At 71.4% G+C, this 25,277-nt stretch carries 15 protein-coding genes; 2 read left to right on the top strand and 13 right to left on the bottom strand.

Going from position 1 to position 25,277, the window contains the following annotated elements; all coding sequences use genetic code 11:
• Nucleotides 1-6: 6 nt before the first annotated feature.
• From IM787_RS09375 to hemN, 12 genes are all read right to left on the bottom strand, one after another.
• Nucleotides 7-1,347 carry a TolC family outer membrane protein gene (locus IM787_RS09375; RefSeq protein ID WP_354004384.1) on the bottom strand — a complete coding sequence of 447 codons (1,341 nt, stop codon included), beginning with the start codon at nt 1,345-1,347 and terminating at the stop codon, nt 7-9.
• A 2-nt stretch (nt 1,348-1,349) separates the two neighbouring features.
• The gene (locus IM787_RS09370) at nt 1,350-2,723 is read right to left on the bottom strand and encodes an HlyD family type I secretion periplasmic adaptor subunit (RefSeq protein WP_255528534.1); all 1,374 of its coding nucleotides are present in this window, start codon (nt 2,721-2,723) and stop codon (nt 1,350-1,352) included.
• Nucleotides 2,724-2,739: 16 nt separating this feature from the next.
• Nucleotides 2,740-4,461 (bottom strand): type I secretion system permease/ATPase, encoded by a 1,722-nt coding sequence (locus IM787_RS09365; RefSeq protein ID WP_193676413.1) that lies wholly within the window; start codon nt 4,459-4,461, stop codon nt 2,740-2,742.
• Nucleotides 4,458-6,212, bottom strand: a complete 1,755-nt coding sequence (locus tag IM787_RS09360; RefSeq protein ID WP_227494251.1) for a type I secretion system permease/ATPase — start codon at nt 6,210-6,212, stop codon at nt 4,458-4,460. Before IM787_RS09360 ends, IM787_RS09365 begins: the two co-directional genes overlap by 4 nt.
• Nucleotides 6,213-6,400: 188 nt before the next feature.
• Entirely contained in the window at nt 6,401-15,355 is an 8,955-nt protein-coding gene (locus tag IM787_RS09355) for an Ig-like domain-containing protein (protein ID WP_193676412.1), read from the bottom strand.
• Nucleotides 15,356-15,573: 218 nt separating this feature from the next.
• A complete protein-coding gene (murQ, locus tag IM787_RS09350) occupies nt 15,574-16,551 on the bottom strand; it encodes an N-acetylmuramic acid 6-phosphate etherase (RefSeq protein WP_227494250.1) in 978 nt (325 codons plus the stop codon).
• 109 nt (nt 16,552-16,660) lie between these two features.
• Entirely contained in the window at nt 16,661-17,077 is a 417-nt protein-coding gene (locus IM787_RS09345; protein ID WP_193676411.1) for a PaaI family thioesterase, read from the bottom strand.
• A gap of 85 nt (nt 17,078-17,162) precedes the next feature.
• The gene (locus tag IM787_RS09340; RefSeq protein ID WP_193676410.1) at nt 17,163-17,885 is read right to left on the bottom strand and encodes a TSUP family transporter; all 723 of its coding nucleotides are present in this window, start codon (nt 17,883-17,885) and stop codon (nt 17,163-17,165) included.
• Between the two features lie 23 nt (nt 17,886-17,908).
• Nucleotides 17,909-18,370, bottom strand: coding sequence for a methyltransferase family protein (locus tag IM787_RS09335; protein ID WP_193676409.1), 462 nt, complete (start codon nt 18,368-18,370; stop codon nt 17,909-17,911).
• Nucleotides 18,371-18,401: 31 nt separating this feature from the next.
• Entirely contained in the window at nt 18,402-18,908 is a 507-nt protein-coding gene (locus IM787_RS09330) for a hypothetical protein (protein WP_193676408.1), read from the bottom strand.
• A 55-nt stretch (nt 18,909-18,963) separates the two neighbouring features.
• The gene (locus IM787_RS09325; RefSeq protein ID WP_193677082.1) at nt 18,964-19,611 is read right to left on the bottom strand and encodes a sulfite exporter TauE/SafE family protein; all 648 of its coding nucleotides are present in this window, start codon (nt 19,609-19,611) and stop codon (nt 18,964-18,966) included.
• Between the two features lie 40 nt (nt 19,612-19,651).
• On the bottom strand, nt 19,652-21,040 hold the full coding sequence (gene hemN / locus IM787_RS09320; protein WP_193676407.1) for an oxygen-independent coproporphyrinogen III oxidase: 1,389 nt from the start codon (nt 21,038-21,040) through the stop codon (nt 19,652-19,654).
• 133 nt (nt 21,041-21,173) lie between these two features.
• Between hemN and fnr the strand changes: the two genes are divergently transcribed.
• On the top strand, nt 21,174-21,923 hold the full coding sequence (gene fnr, locus IM787_RS09315) for a fumarate/nitrate reduction transcriptional regulator Fnr (RefSeq protein WP_193676406.1): 750 nt from the start codon (nt 21,174-21,176) through the stop codon (nt 21,921-21,923).
• A gap of 119 nt (nt 21,924-22,042) precedes the next feature.
• Nucleotides 22,043-22,270 carry a CsbD family protein gene (locus IM787_RS09310; RefSeq protein WP_193676405.1) on the top strand — a complete coding sequence of 76 codons (228 nt, stop codon included), beginning with the start codon at nt 22,043-22,045 and terminating at the stop codon, nt 22,268-22,270.
• Nucleotides 22,271-22,331: 61 nt separating this feature from the next.
• Here the strand turns inward: IM787_RS09310 and IM787_RS09305 are convergent, their stop codons facing one another.
• A complete protein-coding gene (locus tag IM787_RS09305) occupies nt 22,332-25,106 on the bottom strand; it encodes a transglycosylase domain-containing protein (RefSeq protein ID WP_193676404.1) in 2,775 nt (924 codons plus the stop codon).
• Between the last annotated feature and the right edge of the window lie 171 nt (nt 25,107-25,277).

Genomic DNA, 25,277 nt, shown 5'->3' with positions numbered 1-25,277 from the left:
CCGCGCTCAGCGCGCCAGCCAGCCGTTGACTTCGGCGAGGCTCGCCTCGCCCATGTCGCCCGCCAGGGCGCGCAGGCGCACCAGGGCCAGGACGTAGGCGAACCGCGCCTGCGCCAGGTCGCGCCGCGCGGTGCCGAGCTGCTGTTCGGCGTTCAGGATGTCGAGGATGGTGCGGGCGCCGGCCTGTTGCGAGCGGCGGCTGGACTGCACCAGCTGCTCGTTCGACCGCACCGCCTGCTCCAGCGCGCGCACCCGCGCGATCCCTTCGGTGACGCCCCGGAATTCGCGGTGCACGCGCGAACCCAGGTCGAGGCGCGTGGCCTGCAGCGCGCCCTCCGCGCGTTCCGCCTCGGCCAATGCCTGGCGGATGCGGGAATTCACCGCCCCACCCTCGTAGAGCGGCACGGTGAGCTGCACGCCGACCAGGGCCTGCCGGTACTTGGAATCGACGCGGGTCGGGTTGTCGCTCTCGCTGCGGCTGACCTGGGCGATGGCGTCCAGCGTCGGATGGTGTCCGGCCCGCGCGACACGGACCGCCTCGCGCGCGGCTTCCAGCTGCGCCGCCCCGGCCCGCAACTCGGGACTGGCGGCCTCGGCGCGCGCCAGCCACTCCTCCAGCCGCGCCGGCTGCGGCACGGCGAGGGGCAGGCGGTCGACGGCGATGGGGGCGAGTTCCTGCACGGGGGCGCCGACCACCATCGCCAGCTGCTGGCGGGCGAAGTCGACCGACTGGCGCGCCTCCAGCGCCTGCGCCGTGTTGAGGTCGATGCGGGCCTGCGCCTCGTCGACGTCCGTGCGCGTGCCGCCGCCGGCGGCGAAGCCCTTGCGCGCCGCATCGAGCTGCGCCACGAAGGCAAGCCGCTGGACTTCCACCAGGCGCTGCTGCTCCTCGGCCTGCAGCGCCTCCAGGTAGGCCTGCGTGAGCCGCATCACCAGCTTCTGCTCCTCGGTCTCGAGCACGGCGTCGCCGTTGGCCACCAGTGCCCGCGCCTGCCGCAGTTGCGCGGTCAGCTGCGGCCGGTACAGCGGCTGGCGCACCGTGAGCGCGTCGCTGGCGCTCGTGTAGTGCTCGTGCTCCTGCACCGGAATGCCCAGGAACCCGGCCTGCTCCGAGCGGAGTTCGTTGCGGTTGCGGCTGAAGCTCGCGCTGACCTGCGGCCGCAGCTGCGCCCGGGCCTGCGGCAGGCGCTCGCGGTTGGCTTCGGCCGCGGCGCGGGCGGCACGCAGCTGCTGGTCGTTCGCCTGCGCGGCCTGCCACGCCTGCAGCAGGTCGAGCGCGGCCGCGTTCGCCGAAAGCGCGGCGAGCACGCAGGCGCACGCCACCGCGGGGAGCCGTCGTCGCGCCACGCTCACTCCTCCTTCATGGAGGCGGCCACGCGCTTCGTGAGCGGGTGCAGCAGGTAGGTGAGGAGCGAACGCTCGCCGGTGCGGAACACCACTTCCGCCGGCATGCCGGGCTGCATCTGCCGCGAACCCAGCTTGCGCAGGCCCTCGGGCGTGACGCTGATGCGCGCCAGGTAGTACGGGGGCGTGTTCGGGTTCTCGATGATGAGGTCGCCCGAGATCGATCCCACCTTGCCCTCGACCACCAGCTGCGGCGAATGGGCGAAGGCGTTGAAGCGGATGTCGACCGGCAGGCCGGGCCGCACGCGGTCGATGAACTGCGGCGCGACGCGCGCTTCGAGCAGCAGCGGCTCGCTGCCCGGCACGATGTCCATGAGCTTGCCGCCGGGGGCGACGACGCCGCCGACGGTGTGCATGGCGAGGCCGACGACCTGTCCGGAGGCCGGGGCGCGGATCTCGGTGCGCTGCAGGTCGTCCTGCAGCGCGCGGAGCTTCTCGCCTTCGGAGATCACCTCGCGCGAGGCTTCGGCGAGCTCCTGCTCCACTTCCTTGCGGAAGTCCTGCTGCCGAGCGATGGCGCGCTGGCGCTGCTCGGTGATCGCCCGCCGCGCGCGCACCAGGTTGCCCTGCAGCTCCGCCTGCGCGGTGGCCGACTCGGCCGCCATGCGCTCCAGTTCCAGCTGCCGGTTGCGCGGGGCATAGCCTTCCTGCACGAGGCCGCGCGTGTTCTTCAGCTCCTCCTGCAGCAGCTCCAGCTGCCCACGCCGGCTCTGCGCCATCAGCTGGTAGGACTGCACCAGGCCTTCCTGCCCCGCGATGCCTTCCTGGATCGCCTGCAGTTCGGCGGCCAGCGCGGCGCGGCGCGACGCCATCAGCTGCTGCTGGTTGTCCATCTGCTGGCGCACCAGCACGTCCTGGGCGGCCGCGGCCAGGTCGGGATGCCAGGCGATCGAGGCGCGGCCGGCCTGCTCCGCGAGCAGGCGCGACTGCACCGCGCGCAGGCCGAGGTAGCGCTGGCGCGAAGCCTCGAAGGTCGCGCGCGACATCGCCGAATCGAGGCGCAGCAGGGGCTGCCCCTCGCGGACCTGCTCGCCCTCGCGCACCAGCAGCTCGCGCACGATGCCGCCGCTCAGGTGCTGCACGGTCTTGCGCCGCGTGTCGATGGAGACGTTGCCCGGCGCCACCACGCCTTCGTCGAGCGGCGCCAATGCGGCCCACAGCAGGAAACCGCCGAAGCCGATGGCCAGCGCCCACAGGCCGATGCGCATCGGCCGGCGGGCATCGTCGGCCGGCGTGCCGCCGTCCACGGGCAACAGGTCGGTCCCCGTGCCCGGGTCGGGCGCGGGCAGCTTGCGTTGCGGAAAGGGCAGGAGGGCCATGCGGGGGAATCCAGTCTCAGGCGGGTTGCGCGGTGTCGCCCGCGGGGCGGCCGCCGGTGGGCGACGGCGCGGGCGGGAGCACTTCGGCCGGCGGGCCGAACGCGGCCACCCGGCCGTCGCGCAACAACAGCACGCGATCGGCCAGTTGCGCCGCCGGCAACCGGTGGGTGATGAGGAGGACGGTGCGGCCCTGGCGCCGCAGCGCGCCGAGCGTCGCCGCGAGGGCGGCTTCGCCGGCGTCGTCCAGGTTGGCGTTGGGTTCGTCCAGCACGACCAGCGACGGATCGCCGTACAGGGCACGCGCGAGCGCCAGCCGCTGCCGCTGCCCGCCGGAAAGCAGGCCGCCGGCTTCGCCGATCGGCGTGTCGTAGCCGCGCGGCATGCGCAGGATCGCTTCGTGCAGTCCGGTCGCACGTGCGGCGGCGATGACCTTGGGCGAATCGGGCTCCGCCATGCGCGCGACGTTCTCGGCGATCGTGCCGTCGAAGAGCTCGATGTCCTGCGGCAGGTAGCCGATGTGCGGACCGAGCGCTTCCCTGCTCCAGTGGGCGAGCGGCACGCCATCGAGCAGGACTTCGCCTTCCGCCTGCGGCCAGATGCCGACCAGGCAGCGCACCAGCGTGGACTTGCCGGACCCGGACGGCCCGAGCACCACCACCGTCTGGCCGGCGTCGATGTCCAGGTCGATGCCGCGCAGGATCGGCTCGGCCCGCCCTTCGGCGCGGGCGACGAGGCCGCGCAGGCGCAAGGCGCCGGCCGGCCGCGCCGCGGGCGCGGCCTGGCCGCCGGCGGGTACGGCCTCCAGCAGGGCGCGCAGGCGGTCGAAGGCCGCGCGCGCGGCCAGGAAGCTGCGCCAGTTGCCCACCACCGCGTCGATGGGGGCGAGCGCGCGCGTCATGAGCACGTTGGCCGCGATCATGGCACCGGCGCTCAGCTGGCCGTCGATGACCAGCAGCGCGCCGGCGGCGAGCGTCAGCGACTGCTGGCTGTAGCGGATGAACTTGCTCACGGACGTGACGCGCTGCGTCGTGTCCTGCGCCGCGGATTGCCTGGCCAGCGCCGCCGCCTGGCGCGCCTGCCAGCGCTGCCGCAGGCCGCCCAGCATGCCCATCGCTTCCAGCGTCTCGGCGCTGCGCAGCTTGCCCTGCAGGTACAGGTGGACGTCGGTGCCGGCCCGCGCCGCCGCCTCGGTCGGCCGCGCGGTGCGGCCGTGCGCGACCCGCGCCAGCACCACCTGCACGGCGGCGAAGAACAGCGAAACCCAGCCCAGCATCGGGTGCAGGATGAAGATCACCGCGAGGTAGATCGGCACCCAGGGCACGTCGAAGAAGGCGAAGATCCCGTTGCCGGTGAGGAACTGCCGCACCTGCAGCAGGTCGGCGAAAGCGCGCCCGGGGCTGCTGCGGCCATCCGCCAGCGAAGCGGCGAAGCTCGCGTCGAAGGTGCGCGTGCCCAGTTGCCGGTCCAGCCGCACGCCGGCGCGCACGAGCACCCGCGTGCGCACGCCTTCGGCGAAAGCCCCCGCTCCGAACAGGAACAGCGCGACCAGCGACACCGCCAGCAGGGTCAGCTCGCTGCGGCTCACCAGCACGCGGTCGTACACCTGCAGCATGTACACCGTGGGCGCCAGCAGCAGCAGGTTGGCGACGCCGCTGAAGAGGCCCACCGCGATGAACTCGCGTCGGAACGACCAGAGCAAGGGGCCCAGCCGGTGCTGAGCGCGTCCCACGAAGCTCATGGCGCGCCCTCCGCCGCCGGACGGACGGCCGTCGCGGGCAGCCGCCGCGGCGCGGCCTGCTGTTCGCGGGCCGCCTGCGCCGCCCGCGCCAGCTTGGCCAGCACTTCGTCGCGCGGCCCGAAACCCTGGACCTGGCCGTCGTTCAGCACCAGCAGCCGGTCGGCGACCGCCAGCACGCTGGTGCGGTGCGTGATGACGACGAAGGTGGTGCCGCGCGCCTTGGCGGCGGCGATGGCGGCCGCGAGCGCCGCGTCACCCGCCTCGTCGAGGCTGGCGTTCGGCTCGTCCAGCACGACGAAGGCCGGCGCACCGTACAGGGCCCGCGCGAGCGCCAGCCGCTGGCGTTCGCCCCCGGAGAGGCGCGCGCCTTCGGTGCCGATCTCCGTGTCGTAGCCCTGGGGCAGCGCCATCACGAATTCGTGCAGGCCGACCTGGCGGGCCGCCGCTTCCACGCGGGCAGGATCCGGCGCGCCGAAGCGCGCGATGTTGTCGGCGATGGTGCCGTCCAGGAGCTCGACGCCCTGCGGCAGGTAACCCACGTGCGGGCCGAGCTCCGCCTTGTCCCAGGCATACACGTCGGCACCGTCCAGTCGGGCCTTGCCGCCGGCCGATGGCCAGAGTCCGACCAGGGCGCGCGCCAGCGTCGTCTTGCCGGAGGCGGAGGGGCCGACCACCGCCAGCACCTCGCCCGGCTGCAGCCCGAAACTGACGCCCTTGAGGATGGGAGCGGTCGATCCCGGCGCGGGAACCACGAGGTTTTCAGCCGCGAAGCGCCCCGTCGGCGCCGGCAGCGGCATCGCCGGCGGCCGGGCCGGCAGCGTCTCCAGGAGCTGGTGCAGGCGTTGCCACGCCTCCCGCGCGCCGACCACCGCGCGCCACTGCGCGACCAGCTGCACGATGGGCGCCAGCACCCGGCCGCCGAGGATGGAGGCGACGATCATCAGCGCGCCGTCGTCCACGAGCATCTCCCGCAGCAGCAGCCAGGCGCCGAGCCCGAGCAGCGCCGAGGCGACGACGGTCTGCACCAGCTTGCCGAGGGCCTGCCAGGTGCCGGAGCGGTCCGACGCGGTGGCCTGCAGCCGCAGGAATTCACCCTGCCGCTCCAGCCAGCGGCGGCGCACGTCCGGCAGCATGCCCATGGCTTCGATCACCTGCGCGTTGCGCAGCGAGGCATCCGCATGGACCTGCGCTTCGCGCGCCGCCCGCCCCGCCGCCGCCAGCGGCTCCTGCGTGTCGCGCTCGTTCATCCATGCGACGAACGCCTGCACGATGGCGGCCACCAGGGTCAGCCAGCCGAGCGCCGGGTGGATCGCGAACACCAGCGCCAGGAAGACCAGCGACACCGGCATCTCGAGGACCGAGCGCACCGCCGGCCCCGCGAAGACATCGCGCAGCGTGCGCAGGTCCTGCAGCGGCTGCAGGCCGCCCACCGGCAGCCGGCGCCAGCCGGCCGTGAAGCACGCTTCGAAGGTGCGGGGCGCGAGGCGCTTCTCGAAGTCCACGCCCGCCTGGTGCAGCAGGCTGCCGGCGGCCCAGTCGAGGACCTCCATGACCGCATACGCACCCAGCACCAGCAGGGTGAGCATCGCCAGGGTCAGGTGGCTGCGGCTGCCCACGACACGGTCGTAGACCTCCAGCATGTACCAGCTGGGCATCAGCACCAGCAACGCCCCGATCAGCGCGAACGCCGCCGCGCGGCGCAGCAGCGGCCCGCTGCCCGCGAGGGCGGCTCGCAGCTCGCCTTGGCTCAAGGGGTCCCCTTCCTCCGTGGATGCAGCCGGCAGCCCGACGGTGCCGTCGCCGCGCAGTTTACCGGCGCGGCGTCCGGGCGCCCCCGCGGGCACCCGGGCGCCGCGCCGAATGCACAACAATTCCTGCGCTGCGCGAGCGAGTGTCGCGTGCAGGCGGCGGCCCCGCGGCCGTCCGCCCGCCGCCGGCCTCAGGCCTGGACGCCGACCAGGTCGATCTCCAGGCTGGGCGCGCCGGTCGTGCCGTCGCCGGTCGTCAGGCTCACGCTGCCGGCGCGGAAGATGGCGAAGTGCTCCACGTTCACCAGCACGTCGTCGCCGACGGCGTTGGTCGCCGAGCCCTGCGGCCGCACGAGGCTGTCCGCGCCGTCCGCGACGTCGAGGAGCCAGCTGCCGCCGGCCTGCTCGCTCAGCGTGAACAGCTCGGTGGTGATCCCGCCGTCCACCTGGGTCACGGTGATCTCCTTGAAGCCGTTGACCACTTCCTCGCTCTGCTGCAGGGTCGCGCCCGCCGCCCCGGACCAGTACACCGCCGCGTAGTCGTCGCCATCGCCGCCGTCGATGACGTCGTTGCCGCCGCCCAGCGCGATCAGGTCGTTGCCGGCCGTGGCCGTCAGGTGGTCGTTGCCGCCCAGGTCGGACAGTCGATAGCCGGTGCCGGGCTGCAGCCACGGCGCCAGCGCCAGTCCGCTGAAATCCAGGTCGGCTTCCGAGAACGAGCTGCCGGTGCCGATGCCCGCGAACTGGCGCGCCGCGCCGTCCAGCGTGAGCGTCAGGTACGAGGCCTCGGACTGGTCCAGCGTCAGGCTGTCCGCGACCATGTTGTACTGGAACGGCGTCGCCACCGTCTCGCCGGCCGTGCCGTTCGCGACGTCGTTGCGGTTGAAGTCGTACCAGAGGTCGAAGCGGACCGTCTCGACGTCCTTCAGGAAGTCGACCCCCAGCAGGTTGCCGCTGGCGTCGTACTTCACCACGGCGACCGTGTAGCCGTTGCCGCCCGCGCCCGTGAGGCCCAGCTCGCCGGCCTTCGCCGCGATGTTCGCCGCGTCGGTGGCGCTGAGGGCCGTGCCGTTCAGGCGGTTCAGCAGCTGGCCGGCGTCGTCCGCGCCCAGCTCGGTCAGGCTCGCCGTGGCGAATTCGCTCCAGCGATCGAGCTCCACGAGGCGGTACCGGGTGGGATTGAAGTTGCCGGACGTGAGGCCGCCGTTCGGCGCGTTCGGGTTCGGCACGCTCGTGCGCTGCTCCACCAGGCGGTACTGGTCGGACGACACGTACGCCGACACCGGCGCGAAGTGGTAGTACCCCTCGTCCGCGCCCCCGTCGAAGAGGTGCGAGCCGATCTGCGTCACGGTGGCCACGTCGTTGCCGGCGGTGCCGGTGACGACGTCGTTGCCGCCGAGCGCGAAGACGTACGCACCGTGCGCATTGCCCGGGTCGAAGGTCTTGTTCAACTCGGTGAACACCTGGCTGCCGTCGATCACGTCGTCGAAGTGCGTGCCGAACACGTAGCCCAGCGCACCCACCTGGTTGCCCACCGACGGCGCGTTGTTGTTGAACTGCGGCTCGAGGGAACGGACGCGGTGGACGAAGCTCTCGCCCTGGTCGGGCACGCCGTTGCCGTTGGCGTCGTTGTAGACGACGATGTTGACCAGCTCGACGTCCTTGACGTAGTTGGTCTCGCCGCCCGCCGGGTTGTGCACCCGGTAGCGGTAGCCGGCCTGGAACGCCGCGAGGTCGGCCTCGGCCATCCCGCCGTTCAGTTCGACCACCGTGACCAGGTTGGCGTCGGCGACGCTGCCGACCGTCACGTTCAGGACGTCGCGGTTCGCGTTGACGAAGCTGCCGGTGGTGCCGCTGTTGGCACCGCCGTCGATCCAGTTCACGCCGGATCCGCCCGAGAAGATGTCGCTGTAGTCGGTGCCGGTCAGCGTGTCGTTGCCTTCGCCGCCGTTCAGGTTCAGGCCCAGTCGCTGCGCCACCATCTGGTCGCGCACCGACTGCGGGACCACGACGCTGTTCGCCGACAGGACGTCGTCGAACTCCGTGCCGTTCAGCACGCCGGCCTGGCCGTTGCCGGGATGGATCGCGAAGAACTGCGCCACCAGGTCCGCCGACCCGAGGTATTGCGTTTCCCCGCCGTCCTTCTGCCCGTTGCCGTTCGCGTCGACCCAGCTTTCCGCGGACACGCGCTCGATGTTGCGCAGGTACGTGGTCTCCTGCGGCGTCACCACCTTGAAGCGGAAGCCGATCTGGTACGCCAGGCCGTCGATGAACGGGCTGTCCGCCGTCAGCTGCACGACCTCGATGGCGTCCTCCTGCCCCGGAGCGACCGTGACCTGCAACTCGTCGATGGACGGGTTGCCCATCGGATCGGTGCCGTTGTCGTCGCCGCCATCGACGGTGTTCAGGCCGGAACCCATGTTGAAGAAGTCGCCCCAGCCGGTGCCGGTGACGTTGTCGTTGCCGTCGCCCATGTCGAAGAAGGCGCCGCGGCCGAACGCGTTCATGAGGTCGCTGGACAGGCTATCGAACTGCGTCGCGTCCCAGGCATCCTCGAAGGCGCTGCCCCTCACGAAGGACACCCACATCTCGTTCGAGACCGGGGTGCCCCAGACCGTCAGGGCCGGGTTCGTGGGATGCAGCGGGATCGGCGAGCTCAGGGCCGCGAGGCTGATGAACCGGCCCGGGCCGGTTTCTCCCTGGTCGCGCACGCCGTTGCCGTTGCTGTCGTTCCACACCGTGACGTTCACGCTCTCGATGCCGCGCATGTAGGTGGTCTCCGCGCCGGAGACCACCTTGTGCGTGTAGCCGGCCTCGAAGGCCTGCTGGTCGAGCGGGTCGGTCGCGGCGGACAGGGCCGTGACCTGCACGGCATCGGCGGCTGCCAGGCTGTTGACCGTGATGTCCACGGTGTCACGCGCGGGGTTGCCGGCCGGGTCCGTTCCCGCGTTGCCCCGCCCGTCGACGTAGTTCGTGCCGGCCCCCATGACGAAGGTGTCTCCCCAGTTGCTGCCGGCCGCGATGTCGTTGCCGCCGCCCAGGTCGACCCAGGCGCCGCGCTGGTAGTCGGCCATCAGTTCCAGCGCCGACGGCGCGAGGTCCGTTTCGGCGTCGAACGTGTCGTTCGCCAGCCCCGGGTTCACCTGGGCCAGGTGGTAGACCTGTCCCAGCGGCTGGCCCCAGGTGGTGTGGCCCGGGTTGCCCGGGTCTTCAGCGGTGACCGTGATGGTCGGCGAGATGCGGATGTGCCGCGCCGGCGACGTTTCACCGCCGTCGCGCACGCCGTTGCCGTTGTGGTCCGTCCACTGGTTGACGCTGACCCACTCGACGTTGCGCATGTACGTGGTCTCGGCGCCGTTCACCAGCTTGTAGCGGTAGCCGTTCGCGTAGGCGGTGCCGTCGGCGCCGCTGCCGGCGGCGAGTTCCGTCACCGTGACGGCGGCGGCCTGCGCCCCGTTCGCCACGAAGGTCTCGACACCGTCCTCCGCCGGCTGGCCCAGGGGGTCCGTCCCCAGGTCCGCCCCGCCGTTCACGTAGTTGACGCCATCGCCCATGACGAAGTGGTCGCCCCAGTCGGAGCCGACCGCCTGGTCGGCGCCCGCGCCGAGGTCGACATAGACGCCGCGGCCCCAGGTGGCCATCAGCGACTGCGCCTGCGCCGACAGGTCGCGCGTGGCCACGAAGTTGTCGGCGCCGGGCCCGCCGGAGGCGAAGGCCACGTGGTACTGCTCCTGCAGGGGCTGGCCCCATTGCGTGCGGGTCGGGTCGTTCGGGTCGAGCGGGACCGAACTGGTGCTCAGCGTCAGCGGGATCACGCGGGCGAAGTTCACCTCGCCGTACTCGCGCGTTCCGTTGCCGTTGGCATCGACCCAGGTCTGGATCTGCACCGCCTCCACGTTCTTGAGGTAGGTGACCTCGTCGCCGTTCACCACCTTGTAGGCATAGCCCGCGTAGAACGCGGCGCGGTCGGTGCCCGTCGCCGTGCTGGCGAGCTGCGTGAGCGTCACGGCGTCCGCCTCGGCGGGTCCCGCCGCATACACCATCAGGAGGTCGCCATAGCCCGGGCCCTGCACCGTGGTGCCGACCTGCTTGCCGCCGTCGAAGAAGTTCACCCCGCCGCCGGCATGCAGGAAGTCGGCGGCGTCGGAGCCGACGAAGGTGACGTTCGGCCCCTCGTCCACGTGCACGCCTTCCGCGCCCGTGTAGCCGCTGCCGATCACCACCTGCTGGGTGAAGACCGTGCCCGACAGCGTGGTGCCGCGCACTTCGAAGCGGGGAATGGCGTCGAGCGACCCGCCCGCGGCGAGCGACCACGTGCCGCTGCTTCCGGCCTGGCCGGTGCCGACCACCTGGCCGTCGCGCAGGATCTGGATCGACGTGTACTGCTCGGTCACGCCGCTGAAGGTGTAGCCCATGGCATTGGCCGCGACCGCAGTGACGTGGGTCGGCGAAACGACCAGGTCCACGTTCACCGTCCGGGCATCCGAGACCGAGCGGTTGCCGGCGAGGTCGGTCTCGCGCACCGTGAGGGTGTGCGTCCCGTGGGCCAGCGAATCCAGGTCCAGTGACCAGCTGCCGTTGGCTGCCGCCACCACGGTGGCGATCACCGCGTTGCCGTCCACGATTTCCACCGTCGAGCCGGGCTCCGCCGAGCCCGAGAGCCCCACCACGCCACCGACCGTGACATAGCCGTCAGCCGGCCGCGACGGCCCCGACAGCGCGACGTTCAGGACGGGCTTGACGATCTGCGTGTCCACCGTGATCGCCAGCGAAGTCGACTCCGCACTCACCTTGCCGACGCGGTCGGTCGCACGCGCCGAGATCTCGTACGTCCCGTCCGCCAGCACCGGCGTCCGGAAGTTCCACGCCCCGCTGCTGCTCGCCACGGTGCTGCCCAGCAGGTTGTCGTTGGCGTCGTAGAAGCGCACGGTGCTGCCCGCCTCGGCGAAGCCGGTGAGCACCGGCGTGTTCACGCGGGTCACGTTGTCGGAGGCGCTCGGGCCCGTGTCGGTCCCGGCGGCCAGGCCCACGATCTGCGGCGTGGCCGGCGGCAGCGTGTCCACCGTCAGCGCGGTGTGGCCGAAGGCCACCGTGTTGCCGGCCAGGTCGGTGGCCTTGGCAGAGAGCGTGTGGGCCCCGTCGGCCAGGCCGCTCACCACGAAGCTGAACGTGCCCTCGGCCGTGGCCGTGACGCTGCCCAGCACGTTCGCGCCGTCGAGGATCTGCACGGTGGCGCCGGCTTCCGCGCTGCCGCTGAACACCAGCGTGGCGCTGTCGGTCGCTCCGCCGTTGGGGACCGGCGTGCCGTTGGCCGTCACGGCGACCGGCCCGGTGCCCGGGGCGACCGTGTCGACGGTGATGGCGTACGCCGGCGACATGTCGCCGGCGTTGCCGGCGCGATCGACCACGCGGGCCTGGACCTGGTGGCCCCCGTCGGCCAGCGTCGGCAGGCGATACGACCAGGTGCCGCCGGTGCCCACCTGCGTCGTGCCGACCAGCACGTCGTCAAGGTACACCTGCACCGTCGCGCCGGCCTCGCCGTTGCCCGTCACCACCGGCGTCTTGGTGCGCGTGATGCCGTCGGTCGCGCTCGCGCCCGTGTCGGTGCCGGTCGCCAGCCCGGTGATCTGCGGCGCGCCGGGCGCCGAGGCGTCCATGGTGAAGAGCAGCGTGTCCGACAGGACGGCGTTGCCCGCGAGGTCCGTGGCGCGCGTCCCCAGGCGGTGCACGCCCTCGGTCACCACCGGGGAGAAGCTGTAGTTGCCGCTGGCGTCGGCGCGCACGGTGGCAAGCACGGTGGATCCGTCGAGGAGGTCCACCAGCGCGTTCGCTTCCGTCGTGCCGGAGATCTGCAGCGGCAGGTTGCCGATCACCGCGCTGGCGGGGACGGGCAGGCCGTTGGCGGTGATGGCCATCGTGGGTTTCGCGGGCCCCACGCTGTCGATCGTGATCGCGAGCGGCGCCGAGGCGGCGCCGACGTTGCCGCCGCGGTCCGTCGGCACGGCCGTGATCGCGTGGTTGCCATCGGCCATCGTCGGCAGCCGGAACGACCAGGCGCCGTTCGTGCCCGTGAGGGTGCTGCCGAGTTCGTTGTTCGCCGCGTCGTAGAAGCGGATGGTGGTGCCGGCTTCCGCGGTGCCGACGATCGTGGGCGTCTTCACGCGCGTCACGCCGTCGCTGGAACTCTCGCCCAGGTCCGAGACCGCGAGCATGCCGGTGATGACGGGCGCAAGCGGCGCGTTCGCATCGACCGTGACCGTGGCGAGCGCGGAGGATGCGCCGTTGCCCGCGACGTCGTAGACCCACGCGTGGTACTTGTGCTGTCCGTCGGCGACGCCGGACAGCGTGATGCTGAACTGGCCGTTCGCGCCCGCCGTGGCCGTTCCCACGAGCGTGCCGCCTTCGAACAGCTCCACGCGCGCGTTGGCTTCGACGGTGCCCGAAACCACCAGGTCCCCGTCCAGCGAGGTGCCGCCGTTCGGCAGGGTGGTGCCGCCGGACGACACGACGAGCGTGGGAGCGGTGGGCGCGGAGGTGTCGATCGTGAGCACCAGCCCCGGCGTCGTCTCGCTGACGTTGCCGGCGCGATCGACCGCCTGCGCGATGATGCGATGGCTGCCGTCGCCCAGCGTGCCGGCCGGCCGGAACGACCACGTCCCGGTGGAACCGACCACCACGCTGCCGATCAGGGTATAGCCCCCGCCGTTCAGGCTGTCATGGAAGTACACCGTGGTGCCGGCCTCGGCCGTGCCCGTCAGCAGCGGACGCGTCGTGCGCGTGATGCCGTCGGTGCTGCTGGCACCCGTGTCGGTGGACGCATGCAGGCCCTGCACCACCGGCATCGGGGGCGGGGTCGTGTCGACGGTCACCACCGAGCCGCTGGAAAGCGAAAGGTTGCCGGCCTGGTCGACCGAACGCGCGTAGATCTTGTGGCTGCCCTGCGCGAGCCCGAGCACCTCGAAGCTGAAGTTGCCGGAGCCGTCTGCCTGGGTCGTGCCGACCAGCGTGTTGCCGTCCAGGATGTCCACCCGCGTGCCCGCTTCGGCGGTGCCGCTCACGACCAGCGCGGTGCTCGACGTGAACGCCCCCGCGGGCAAGGGGCCGTTGCCCGCGTTGAGCGCGACCACCGGCTTCGTCGGCGCCTGGGTGTCGATGGTGACCGCCAGCGCGGGCGAGCGGTTGCTGATCGCGCCGCTGTTGTCGACCGCCTGGACCGTCAGCTGGTGCGCGCCGTCGCCGAGCGTCGGGCTGCGGAACGACCAGGTCCCGTTCGCGGCGACCGGCGCGGCGCCCAGCAGCGTGTCGCCGTCGTAGATGCGGACGGACGTGCCCGGTGCCGCCGTTCCGCTCAGGGTGGGGGTGACGATGCGCGTGACGCCGTCGCCCTGGCTGATGCCGGTGTCCTGCAGCGGAGCCAGGGGAAGCAGCGTGGGGGTGGGCAGCGCGCCCGCGACGTCGGCCGTGGGCGCCGATTCCACTTCCTCGAAGGTGCCGAGCTGGTCGGTGTACGAGGCCTTCGCGGTGATGGCCTTGTCGACGTCCGTTGCGGTCAGCGTGTAGATGATGCCCATGGCGCCTTCGATGGCGACGCCGTCGCGGTACCACTGGTAGCTCACGAGGTTCATGCCGTCGGCGTCGTCGAGCGTGTTCACCAGGGTCAGGGTCTGGCCCTGCGCCGGGGTGCCGGTGATCACGATGCCGCCCGTGGGCTCGTTGTTGCCGCCGCCCTCCGACAGCTCCACGTAGTTGCGCGGGCCGGAGCCGAAGAGCCCGGCGGTGAACTCTTGCGCCATGACCGTGCCGTCCAGCGTGCCGTCCGTGGTCCAGAGCTCCGCGCCGTCCTCGGTGTCTGCGCCCGTGAAGTACACCGTGCCGTCGATGACGCGCAGGTCGACGATGCGGGTGAAGGTGGTCGGCGAAAGATACTCGATCACGTCCGAGCCAGCGGCAATGTAGCCCAGGTGGAAGGCTTCCGGTCCGCTCTGCAGCGCCAGGAAGTAGGCGCCGCCGCTTTCGACGATCTCGAACTCCGGGTAGACGAACTGCGGGAAATCGGCCACCACCGCGGGCGGTGCCGTGCCCGCGCCGGAGCGGACCAGCACGTGCGCATCGTTGGCCGTGTTGACGGCGTGGAAGAAGAATTCGTCGCCGACCACGTCGCCGCCGAAGAAACCCCTGTAGTCGCCGCCGGGGCGGGAAAGCACGTAATCGACGCCGTCGACGCGCTTGGTCGCGCTGCCGTTGCCGCCGCCACCGCCGAAGAACAGGGCGTCGCCGGCGAAGCCGTACTGCCAGACGTCGTTGGAGACGAAAGCCGGTTCGCCGGCTCCCGGGTCCCCCTCCCTTGCCGTCGTGACGGCGTGCAGGCTGCCGTCGAAGCGGTACAGCTCCGTGGCGCTGCCCCAGATGTGGTTCTGCGTGGCGGTGAAGAACAGCTCGCCGTCGATCATGCGCACGCTGTTGAAGTCGACGAGGCTGCTGGCTTCGCCCACGCGGGCGATGTTCCCGCCTTCGACGACGAACAACGCACTGGTCGTGCCGCCGTTCCAGGGATCGCCCGCCACGAACAGGAGCTTGCCCGCGGCGCTGCCCACGATCTGCGCGTCGCTCGGGAAGGCGCCGCCCACCGCCGTGAGGGATCCGCCCTCCGGCCAGAACTGCAGGCCCTGGAAGCCGCCCGGAGCGTAGGTCCTGAGGTAGAGGCCGCCCTCTGCTCCCTGAAAGTCCAGGACGTCCACCGCGCCGAGGGGCGTCGCAAGCGCCGCCCCGGTGTCCGCGTTCACCGTGCCGCTGAGCTGGACGGCGCCGTTCTCCTCGACACGCCACAGGTCGCTCTGTGCCGTGTACGGATTGAACCGAGTGAAGTACAGGCTGCCGTCGTGCACGCCCACCTGGTTGACGTTCGTACCGGAGAACACCTGCACGGTGCCATCCACCGTGCCGTCGCTCTTCCAGATGCCGGGTTGGGCGAAGCTGGTGTAGTAGGAGAAGCCGTCGAGGACGACCGGTTTCGGGTAGGGCGCGGTGAGACCGGTGGCAAGGAGGACCCGGACGCCGTTGTCATAGGCCCAGAGTTGCGGGCCGGCATCGGCTTCGACCGTGAAAAGCGTACGTCCGCCCGCGGCGGTGGTGTTTGCGATCGTCAAGAAAACCCCTCGTTCGTTCTCGGGACAGCCGCACCGGCGGCCGCGATGGCTGGGAGGGCCCAAGGCCGCTCGCCAGCGGGCAGTGTATCGATCCGTAAACGAAGGGCAACAGATGTAGCGCGCAGCAGACGCCCCCCGAACGGGGGATTGACGCTGGCGTGACGTTTTTCCGGGGAGCGTCGCGTGGCGCCGGAGCGCCCTCCCGCGCACAAAGTGAGTTACTTTGGCTTACCAACGAGGGCGGCGATGGCGCCCCCCTTCTCCTGCAGCCGGCGGCGGGCCGCCGCCGCGTCCAGGCCCAGGCGGCCCATCACGATGGCCGTCTTCACATGGCCGCCGGCCGCATCGAGCAGGCGTTCGGCCTCCTCGCGCGGAACGGCGAGGGTATCCATCAGGATGCGTTCGCCGCGGTCCTGCAGCTTCTGGCAGGTGACCTGCAGGTCCACCATCAGGTTGCCGTACACCTTGCCGAGCTTGACCATGCTGCTGGTGCTGATCGTGTTGAGCACCATCTTGGTCGCCGTGCCGGCCTTCATGCGGGTCGAGCCGGTGATCACCTCGGGGCCGACCAAGGGTGCGATGACCACGTCGTGCGTGCGCAGCAGGTCCTCGGTGGGGTAGGTGCACAGCAGGAAACCGGTGCGCGCGCCCAACTCCCGCGCGCGCTTCAGCGCGCCGTGCACGTAGGGCGTGGTGCCGGACGCCGCGATGCCCAGCACGAAATCCTGCGGCCCCACGCTGCGACCGTCCATGGCGGCCGCGCCGTCCTCCGGATGGTCCTCGGCGCCCTCCTGCGCCCGCAGCAGCGCCTCGAAGCCCCCGGCCATCACGCCCTGCACCATGTCGGGGTCCGTGCGGTAGGTCGGCGGCATCTCGGAGGCATCGAGCACGCCCAGCCGGCCCGACGTGCCGGCGCCGACGTAGAGCAGGCGGCCGCCCTGCCGCAGGCAGTCCACCACGAGGTCGATGGCGCGCGCGATCGCTTCGCGCTCGTCGCTGACGGCGGCGGCGACCAGGCGATCCTCCGCGTTGATCAGGTCGACGATCTCCAGCGTCGACAGCTGGTCGATGCGCATGCTGCGCGGGTTGCGCTGCTCGGTCAGGCGCGCATCCAGGGGCGGCTTGGGAATCGCATCGGGCTTGCGCGCGGCGTCGGTCATGGCGGTGGGGGCGGCCTCCAGCTTCGTCTCAGGCATGCGGATGTCCCATGGTAGAGGTGCTGCCATGGTCCCGCCGCCATGGGAACACGGATGTAGGAGGGGCATGCAATCCTGTGTGGTATCGCCGCCGCACCGCGACGCTCAGCTAGCCTGGAACCGGGGTCAGCAGCGTCTCGCCGGTCGCCACCAGCGTTTCGCGCCCGTCCTTCACCGCGAACAGCTCGCAGGCCGTGAACACCTGCGTGCGCCCCGGCTTGACCACGCGGCCGCGCGCGATGAACCGTTCGCCGACGGCCGGGCGCAGGCAGTTCACCGCGTAATGCGAGGCCAGCACGCGGCCGACCACCGTCGCCGCGGCGAAGCCGCAGGCCGTGTCGACGAGGCCGCCGAGGATCGCCGCGTGCAGGAAGCCCGCGTACTGCCCCAGGTCCGGACGCCACGCCAGCGCGATCTCGGCGCGGCCCTCCCCCGCCGACAGGACCTCGATGCCGCACCAGCGGTTGAAGGCGGCGCTCGCGTTGATGCCGCGGATGAGGGCCAGGGGGTCGTCTTGCGGTGCCATGCGAATCTCCTTGTGCCGAGGCAATCTAGGCCGGACCAGGCGCGGCGGCTGTCGTCGCCGGGACGCGCGGTCGCGGCAGCGACAGCTAGCGCCAGGCCGCCCAGAGCAGCGCGAGGCCGGAACAGAGCATCAGCGCGTCCACGAGCAGGCGGAACGCGCCCGGCGTCAGCGCCAGCACGATGCGGCGGCCGATGAAGGATCCCGCCATCAGCGTGGTGCCCACGAGCAGTCCCTGCCACACCACGTCCCGCGGCAATGCATCGAGGGCGCCGAAGGTGCCCACCTTCGCGCCGTACATGCCGATGGAAGCAGCAGCCTCGGTGCCCAGCAGCGCCCCCTGGCCGAGTCCGTGGAAGGCGAAAAGCGGGACGGTGAGCGGCCCCGTGGAGACCACCAGCCCGGTGACGAGTCCCAGCGGCCCGCCCAGCAGGGCCAGGTGCGCCAGCGACAACGTGAAATCCCGGCGGGCGAGCCAGTGCCGCAGCGGGATGAGGGCCAGGAAGAAGACGCCCAGCGCGAGCTCCGCCGCCCCCGGCGGGATCGCCAGCAGCAGGCGCGCGCCGAGCATGGCCCCGGGCACCGCCGTCGCGCACCAGGCGGCGCAGGCCTTCCAGCGGATGGCGTCCCACCAGGCGACGACGCGGCCGAGGTTCCCGAGCAGCGCGGCGATCGCCATGATCGGCACCGCCTCGCGCGGGCCGAACATCACGACCAGCACCGGCATCAGCACCAGCGACGAACCGGTGCCGACCACGCCGCCCAGCGTGCCCGCGAACAGGCCCAGCACGAGGACGAAGGCGTACTCCACGCCTCAGGTGCGAAGCCGGCGGATCAGATCCACCTGCGCACCCGCCGCAGGTAGTGCTCGTACCCCTCGCCGAACTTCTCCCGCAGCGCGCGCTCTTCCGGGACGATCTGGAAGCGCGTCATCCACGCCACGAACCCGGCCACCGGCAACAGGGCCAGCCCGTGCCCCAGGGCCAGCGCCCATCCCAGCAGCGCGAGGAGGAAACCCAGGTACATCGGGTTGCGCGTCAGGCCGTAGATGCCGGTCGAGACCACCGCCGACGAGGCACCGGGGGTCATCGGGTTCACCGTCGTGCGGGCGCGGCGGAAGGCGAGCACGCCGGCCACGGCGATCGCGCATCCGAGGCCCGCCAGCGCGCCGGCCAGCGCATACGGTGGCGTGAACACGAGGGGGCCCGTGGGAAAGGCCCGCGCCAGCAGCCCCATGAGGACCGCCGCGACGAGGACTTGCGCCACCGGCGGGACGCGAAGCTCCAGGGAAGGCATGCGGGCGAGCATAGCGCGTCGCCGTGCCGCCTCAGTCGCGCAGCTTCTCGTCCTCCCTCTTCACCTCGCGCATGCCCTCGGGCTCCACGTCCTCGGCGGCACGGTTGAACCAGACGAACAGGCCCCAGGCGGCGACCAGGCTGGCGGTGCCGGCCAGCAGCGCCGCGGCGTACAGCAGCTGGGTCAGGTCCTCGTGCACGGCGTGGAACGTCGCCACCAGGCCTTCGATGGCCAGTGCCACGGTCACCACGACGAAGAAGCGCGAAAGGAAGCGGCGCACGCGGGTGGGCGTGCTGCTGTGCGCGCCGCGGACGATCTCCTCCTCGACGATGGTCTGGGAGATCTGCAGCGCCAGCACGGCCGCCGCCAGCAGGCCCACCGCCTCGATCATCTTCTGCGCGGCGCCCGGACCGAAGTCGTTGGCGAGCGCCGACCAGCCCACCTGCACGGCGAGGCCCAGCAGGGCGAGCGCGGCGCAGGCGAAGAGGATGGCGATCACGCCGTGGAGGAAGGCGAACGCCGCGAGCAGGAGCTTCATGCCCGCATCGTGGCACAGCCGTACCGGCGCGGGTTGGATATGCGCGCAGGCCGGCTCAGGCCAGCCCGCACCACACCGCGACGCGATGGGCCACGTCCATCCACAGCGCCCAGGCGGCGGTCGCGGCCAGCAGGGCGCCGGCGATGCGGGTGCCGGAATCCTTGCGCAGGCGATTGCCCAGCAACTGCAGCCGGCGCAGCGCCGCGGGTCCCAGCCCCAGCGAGATCCCGCTGCCGACGGCGAACAGCGCCATGGCGGCGGCGCCTTCGAGCGGGCCTCCGGAGAGCGACGCGACCAGCAGGGCCGAATACAGCAGCCCGCAGGGCATGAAGGTCCACAAGGCGCCCGTCGCCACCAAGCCGCCGCGCTTCTGCGCGAGGGGCCGCACACGGCTCCACACGGTGCGGCCGGCGTGCTCCACCCAGGCAGGCTGGCGCGCCTGCGCCAGCAGCATCAGGCCCCAGGCCAGCACGGCCAGGTGGAACAGCGTCCAGGCGGGCCGCAGCGCGGACGTCTGCTGCGACAGCCACGCGAAACTTTGCACCGCGGCACCGGCGGCGGCACCGGCGGCGGCGTAGCCGAGCAGGCGGCCGCCCTGGAAGCTCCACATCCCGCGCACCGGCGGCACGCCCGCGCCGCGGACCACGCCGCCGCACGCGGCGCCGCACATCGCCAGGCAATGCGGCCCCCCTGCCAGTCCCATGAGGAAGGCGGTGGAGGCCAGCGTCAGCGTGAGGGCCACGTCAGATGATCCGGGAGAAGCGCGCCCGGTTGCGGTCGGCCTGCAGGTACTTGTCGAACTTCATCGCCACGGCGCGGACGAAGAACCAGCCCTGCGCCGTCACCTGGATACCGGTGTCGTCGACGGCGACCATCCCCTGCGCCTCGAGCTCGCGCATCTGCTCCATTTCCGCGGCGAAGTAGCTGCGGAAGTCCAGCAGCCAGGCCAGCTCGATCGACTCGAACACCACCTGGCCCTGGCACATCAGCGCCATGATCACGGCCCGGCGCGCCAGGTCGTCGCGCGAGAGCGCGAGCCCGCGGTTCACCGGCAGCCTGCCCTGGTCCAGGAGGTCGCAGTACTCCTCCAGCGTCTTGGCGTTCTGGCTGTACGTCGCGCCCACCTTGCCGATGGCGGACACGCCCAGGCCGATCAGGTCGCAGTCGGCCTGCGTGCTGTAGCCCTGGAAGTTCCGGTGCAGGCGGCCCTGCCGCTTCGCGATCGCGAGCGCGTCGCCCGGCAGCGCGAAATGGTCCATGCCGATGTAGACGTAGCCCGCGCTCAGGAACGCAGCCAGGGCCTGCGACAGCATGGCCACCTTGGCCCCGCCCCCCGGCAGTTCGGCCGTCAGGATGCGCCGCTGCGGCTTGAAGCGCTCCGGCAGGTGGGCGTAGCCATAGAGGGCGATGCGGTCCGGGCGCAGCTGGGCGACCTGCTGCAGGGTGCGGGCGAAGGATTCGGGGGTCTGCTTCGGCAGGCCGTAGATCAGGTCCACGTTGATGGAGTCGAAGCCGATGCGGCGGGCATCCTCCATGAGCGCGGCGACCTGCGCGTACGGCTGCACGCGGTGCACCGCCTTCTGCACGTCCGGGTCGAAGTCCTGCACGCCGAAGCTGATGCGGTTGAAGCCGAGGTCGGCCAGCGCCTGCAGCCGCGTCGCATCCACCGTGCGCGGGTCGATCTCGATCGAGCATTCCGCGCCGGGCGCGACGGCGAAACTGCGGCGCAGCATGGCCATGAGCTCGCCGAGTTCGGCGTCGGACAGGAAGGTCGGCGTGCCGCCGCCCAGGTGCAGCTGGCTGACCGGCTGGTTCGGCCCGAGCACCTCGGTGTGCAGTTCCACCTCGCGGCTGAGGTAGCGCAGGTAGCTGGCCGCCCGGTTCTTGTGCTTCGTGATGATCTTGTTGCAGGCGCAGTAGTAGCAGAGCGACTCGCAGAACGGGATGTGCACGTACAGGGACAGCGGGAGCGCCATCGCCGAGGGACCTTCCCGCCGCTGCGTCAGCGCCTGCAGGTAGTCGGCCTGGCCGAAGGCCTCGACGAAGCGGTCGGCGGTCGGGTACGAGGTGTAGCGCGGGCCCGGCACGTCGTACTTGCGCAGCAGGTCGGAGGAGATGGGGGATGCAGTCATGGTGGTTCCGCTCGATGTCCCCGACTGTGCCCGCGGCGAGGGCGGGCCCGATTGACATGCATCAATCGCGTGCCGCCTGTGCCCGGGACAATTTGACGCAGGTCAGGGCGCCGCCCTGCGACGGATCCCGAACATGAGCAACCCTCCCCCCGCCGGCCGGCCGGACCGCGAAAGCATCAAGGTCGCCTGCTCCAACTGCAGCCTGCGCGAACTCTGCATGCCGATGGGGCTGTCCGACGACGAGATGGCGCGCATCGACGACGTCATCAGCGCGCGCCGCAAGGTCAAGCGCAAGACCGCCCTGTTCCGCAGCGGCGAGAAGTTCCACGCCCTCTACGCCATCCGCACGGGGGTGTTCAAGACCTGCGTGGTGGCCGAGGACGGACGCGACCAGGTGACGGGCTTCCAGATGGCGGGCGAGATCGTCGGCCTGGACGGCATCGTGAACGACCAGCACACCTGCGACGCCGTCGCGCTGGAGGATTCCGAGGTCTGCGTCATGCCCTTCGACCGCATCGGCGAGCTGTCGCGCGAAGTCGGCGCCCTGCAGCACCACCTGCACCGGGTGATGAGCCGCGAGATCGTGCGCGAACACGGCGTCATGCTGCTGCTCGGCACGATGCGCGCGGAGGAGCGCCTGGCCGCCTTCCTGCTGAACCTGGTGCAGCGGCTGCAGGCCCGCGGGTTCTCGCGCTCGGAGCTCGTCCTTCGCATGACGCGCCAGGAGATCGGAAGCTACCTCGGGCTCAAGCTGGAAACGGTGAGCCGCACGTTCTCCCGGTTCGCCGAGGAGGGGATGATCGAGGTGCACCAGCGGCACGTGCGCATCGTGGACACGCAGCGCCTGAAGGCGATCCTGGCGCAGCCCGGCGGCAGCTTCTAGTGCCACCCCTGCGCGGCCGTGTAGGAGCCGGAGCACGGCCATCCCGGCCCTTCGCCGCTGGGAGCGCACGCGGGGCGTCCCAAGATGGGAAGCATCCAACCCATCCAAGGAGAGCACGCATGAACAAGCACCAGGTCAAGGGCATGACGAACCGCGTCACCGGCGAGGTGAAGCAGCAGGTGGGCCGCCTGACGGGCGACAGCAGCCTGACGGCCAAGGGCCACGCGCGCGAAGCCAAGGGCAAGCTGCAGCAGGGCCTGGGCGACGCCAAGGAAGTGGTGCGCCACGACGAACGCGAACTGCGTGAGCGCGACCTGGAGCGTTCGACCCGCGCGTCGCGCCGCTGACCGCCGCGCCCACGGAAAGCGGCCCCCTTGGGCCGCTTTTTTCATGGCAGCAGCGAGGACGTCACTCCGCCGGAGCCGACACGCTGCCGGTGGCCTGCCCGACCGGCGCCACGGCTGGGCCGTCACTGGCCGGGGACGGGGCGGTGGCCGGCGGCGCGCTGCCGCCGGCCGCGCCCATCGACGACGTGGCGGATGGCACGGCAGGCGTCGAGGACGCCGTCGCGCCGGCGCTCGTGGAAGGCAGGACCCGGGTGGTGGTGGCGGGTGCCCGCACGACGTCCGCCGGGACGGAAGGATCCGGCATCCGGGCGGTGGCTTCCGGCACCCGGTAGACCTGCGTGCCCGGGATGCTGTCCATCGGCCGCGTCGGTTCGAGCACGCGGGCCGATTCGTTCGCGCGGGTGGATTCCAGCGGTCGGGGGAAGGCGGGCACGCGCTGCGGTTCGACGATCACCGGCGCGTCCGGGGTGACCGCAGGGCCGGGCAAGGGCGGCAGCGGGCGCGGTGCCATGGCCATCGGCGGCGGTTCCAGCTGCGGCGGCTCCAGGTTCACCGGCGGCAGCGCGGGCAGCTGCACCGGCTGCGTGGCGGCGACTTCGGCCGCGGACGGCGGCGTGCTGAACACGCTGTTCCACCAGTCGCCCATGCGGTCCACCAGCGGCTGGTCGAGATCCTTCATGCGCGGCGCGGCGAAGGCGGCCTTGCTGTCCACCAGCCCCGCCTTCGTGGATTGCTGCATGAAGTCGCCGACCACGAACAGCGCGTTGTGGCCGCCCTGCCCCCAGTATTCGCTGCGCATCGCCACGCGGTTGTCGTTGAAGCCCATCCAGGCCCCGGCCACCAGCTGCGGATGCATCAGGATGAACCACCCGTCGGTGTTGTCCTGGGTCGTGCCCGTCTTGCCGGCGAGGTCGCCGGTCAGGCCGAAGCGCGGCTTCAGGCCGGCCGCGGTGCCGCCGTCGACGACGCCGCGCAGCACGTCCAGCAGCGTCATCGCGGCGTGGTTGGACAGCGCGGTCTCCGAGGCGCCGCCGGAGAAGCTCGCCAGCACGTTGCGCTCCCGGTCTTCCACGGCGGACACCACGACGGGCTCGATGTAGCTGCCGCCGTTGGCGATGGTGCCGAAGGCGCTCACCATCTCCTTGAGCGTCACCGGGCTGGTGCCCAGCGCCAGCGACGGCACCGGCTCCAGCTTGCTGTCGCGCACCCCCATGGACCGCGCGAGGCTGGCGACGCGCGACGGGCCGACGCGCATCATCAGCTGCGCGGTGATGGTGTTCTTGGAGCGGGCCAGGCCTTCACGCAGCGTCATCGGCGCGCCGGTGGGACCGTCGCCCACGTCGGTGGGCCGCCACACCTGCTTGCGGTCGATCTGGATCGCGACGGGCGCGTCCATCAGCGTTTCGCTGGCCGGGATGCCCATGTCGAAGGCAGCGCCGTAGACGAACGGCTTGAAGGTGGAGCCGGGCTGGCGCCGGGCCTGCTGGACGTGGTCGAACTTGTCCTCCGCGTAGTCGCGGCTGCCGACCCAGGCCTTGATGTGGCCGGTGGTGGGATCGAGGGCGAGGAAGCCGGCCTGAAGCATCGTCTTCTGGCGGCGCAGTTCGGCCATGAAGCGGTCGTCCGCCTGTAGCTGCTTGAGCGCGTCCTCCTCGGACAGGCCCTGCTCGCGCGCCGCCTTGTATTCCGCGCTGTCCTTGATCCACGACCGCACGAGGTCCTTGCGGCTGTTCCAGAAGTACTCGAAGGGCTGCACCTTGCTGCGGTGCGCGACGTACGCCGCGGCGTCGCTCCCCAGCGCGGTCAGCCCGCTGCGGCTCCACTCCACGTCCGCGACGGCTTGCAGGTTCTTCGCCTGGCGCTCCACGGCCTGCGTGGCCATCGCCTGCAGCCGCGAATCGATCGTGGTGCGGACGACGAGGCCGTCGGAATAGATGTTGTAGTCGTGCTTGTCGGCCCACTCGGTGAGCCACTTGCGCAGGTACTCCGTCAGGTGCGGCGCCGTGCCGTTGAACTCCGGCACGCGCTCGAAGTCCAGCTTCATCGGCTGTGCCTTCAGGCGCTCGAGCTCGCTGCCGCTGATCTTGTTCTCTTCCGCCATCATCGCCAGCACGGTGTTGCGACGCTGCACTGCGCGCTCCGGGTTGATCACGGGGTTGTAGTAGCTCGTGCCCTTGAGCATGCCCACCAGCGTGGCCGCCTCCAGCTTGTTCAGGTCCCTGGCGGACTTCTGGAAATAGGTCTTCGCCGCCATCTCGATGCCCCACGCGTTGTAGAGGAACGAAACGGAGTTCAGGTAGGTCTCGAGGATCTCGTCCTTGCTGTAGAGGGCCTCGATCTTCAGCGCGGTGATGGCCTCCTTCACCTTGCGCGTGACGGTCTGCTCCCGCCCGATCTCCTCGGGGTACAGGTTGCGCGCCAGCTGCTGGGTGAGCGTGGAGCCGCCCTCGACGTCACCGGTCAGGGTGTTCACCACCGCCTTGGCGGTCCGCACGAAATCGATGCCGTGGTGGTCGTAGAAGCGCCGGTCCTCGGTGGAGATCAGGGCCTCCTTCACGTTGGGCGAGATCTCCTCCAGCTTCACCCAGTCGCGGTTGGCGCGGCGGAAGACGGCGAGCTCCTTGCCGTCGGCGGACAGGACGACCGAGGGCGACTCCTGCTTGGCCTTTCGGATGTCGCCGATGCCCGGGGTGAACGGGTAGAGCGCGGCCACGTAAAGCACCAGCGCCAGCGGCAAGGCGGCCGCAGCGCGCACCGGATGCCGCCGGATCGCGCCGCCCCAGGCGCGCAACTTCAGGCCGATGCGGCCCGCCACTCCCTCGAAGTTTCTCGTCATGGTCCAGGTTCCTGCGTAGTGCGCCAATCTAGGTGAGCGGCAGATCGGCCGCCTGTAGGACTGCCGCGCGACGCACGAGGGGCTTTGCCGTGCGGCACGCGCGCCATCGGACGACGTTCCCGCGCGGCTGTAGGCGGTGCAAGGACAAGCGGTCCCGGCGCGCTCCCACGC

It is taken from the genome of Ramlibacter pallidus (assembly GCF_015070875.1).
Classification (GTDB): domain Bacteria; phylum Pseudomonadota; class Gammaproteobacteria; order Burkholderiales; family Burkholderiaceae_C; genus Ramlibacter; species Ramlibacter pallidus.
This window is presented reverse-complemented; position numbering and strand designations above follow the sequence as displayed.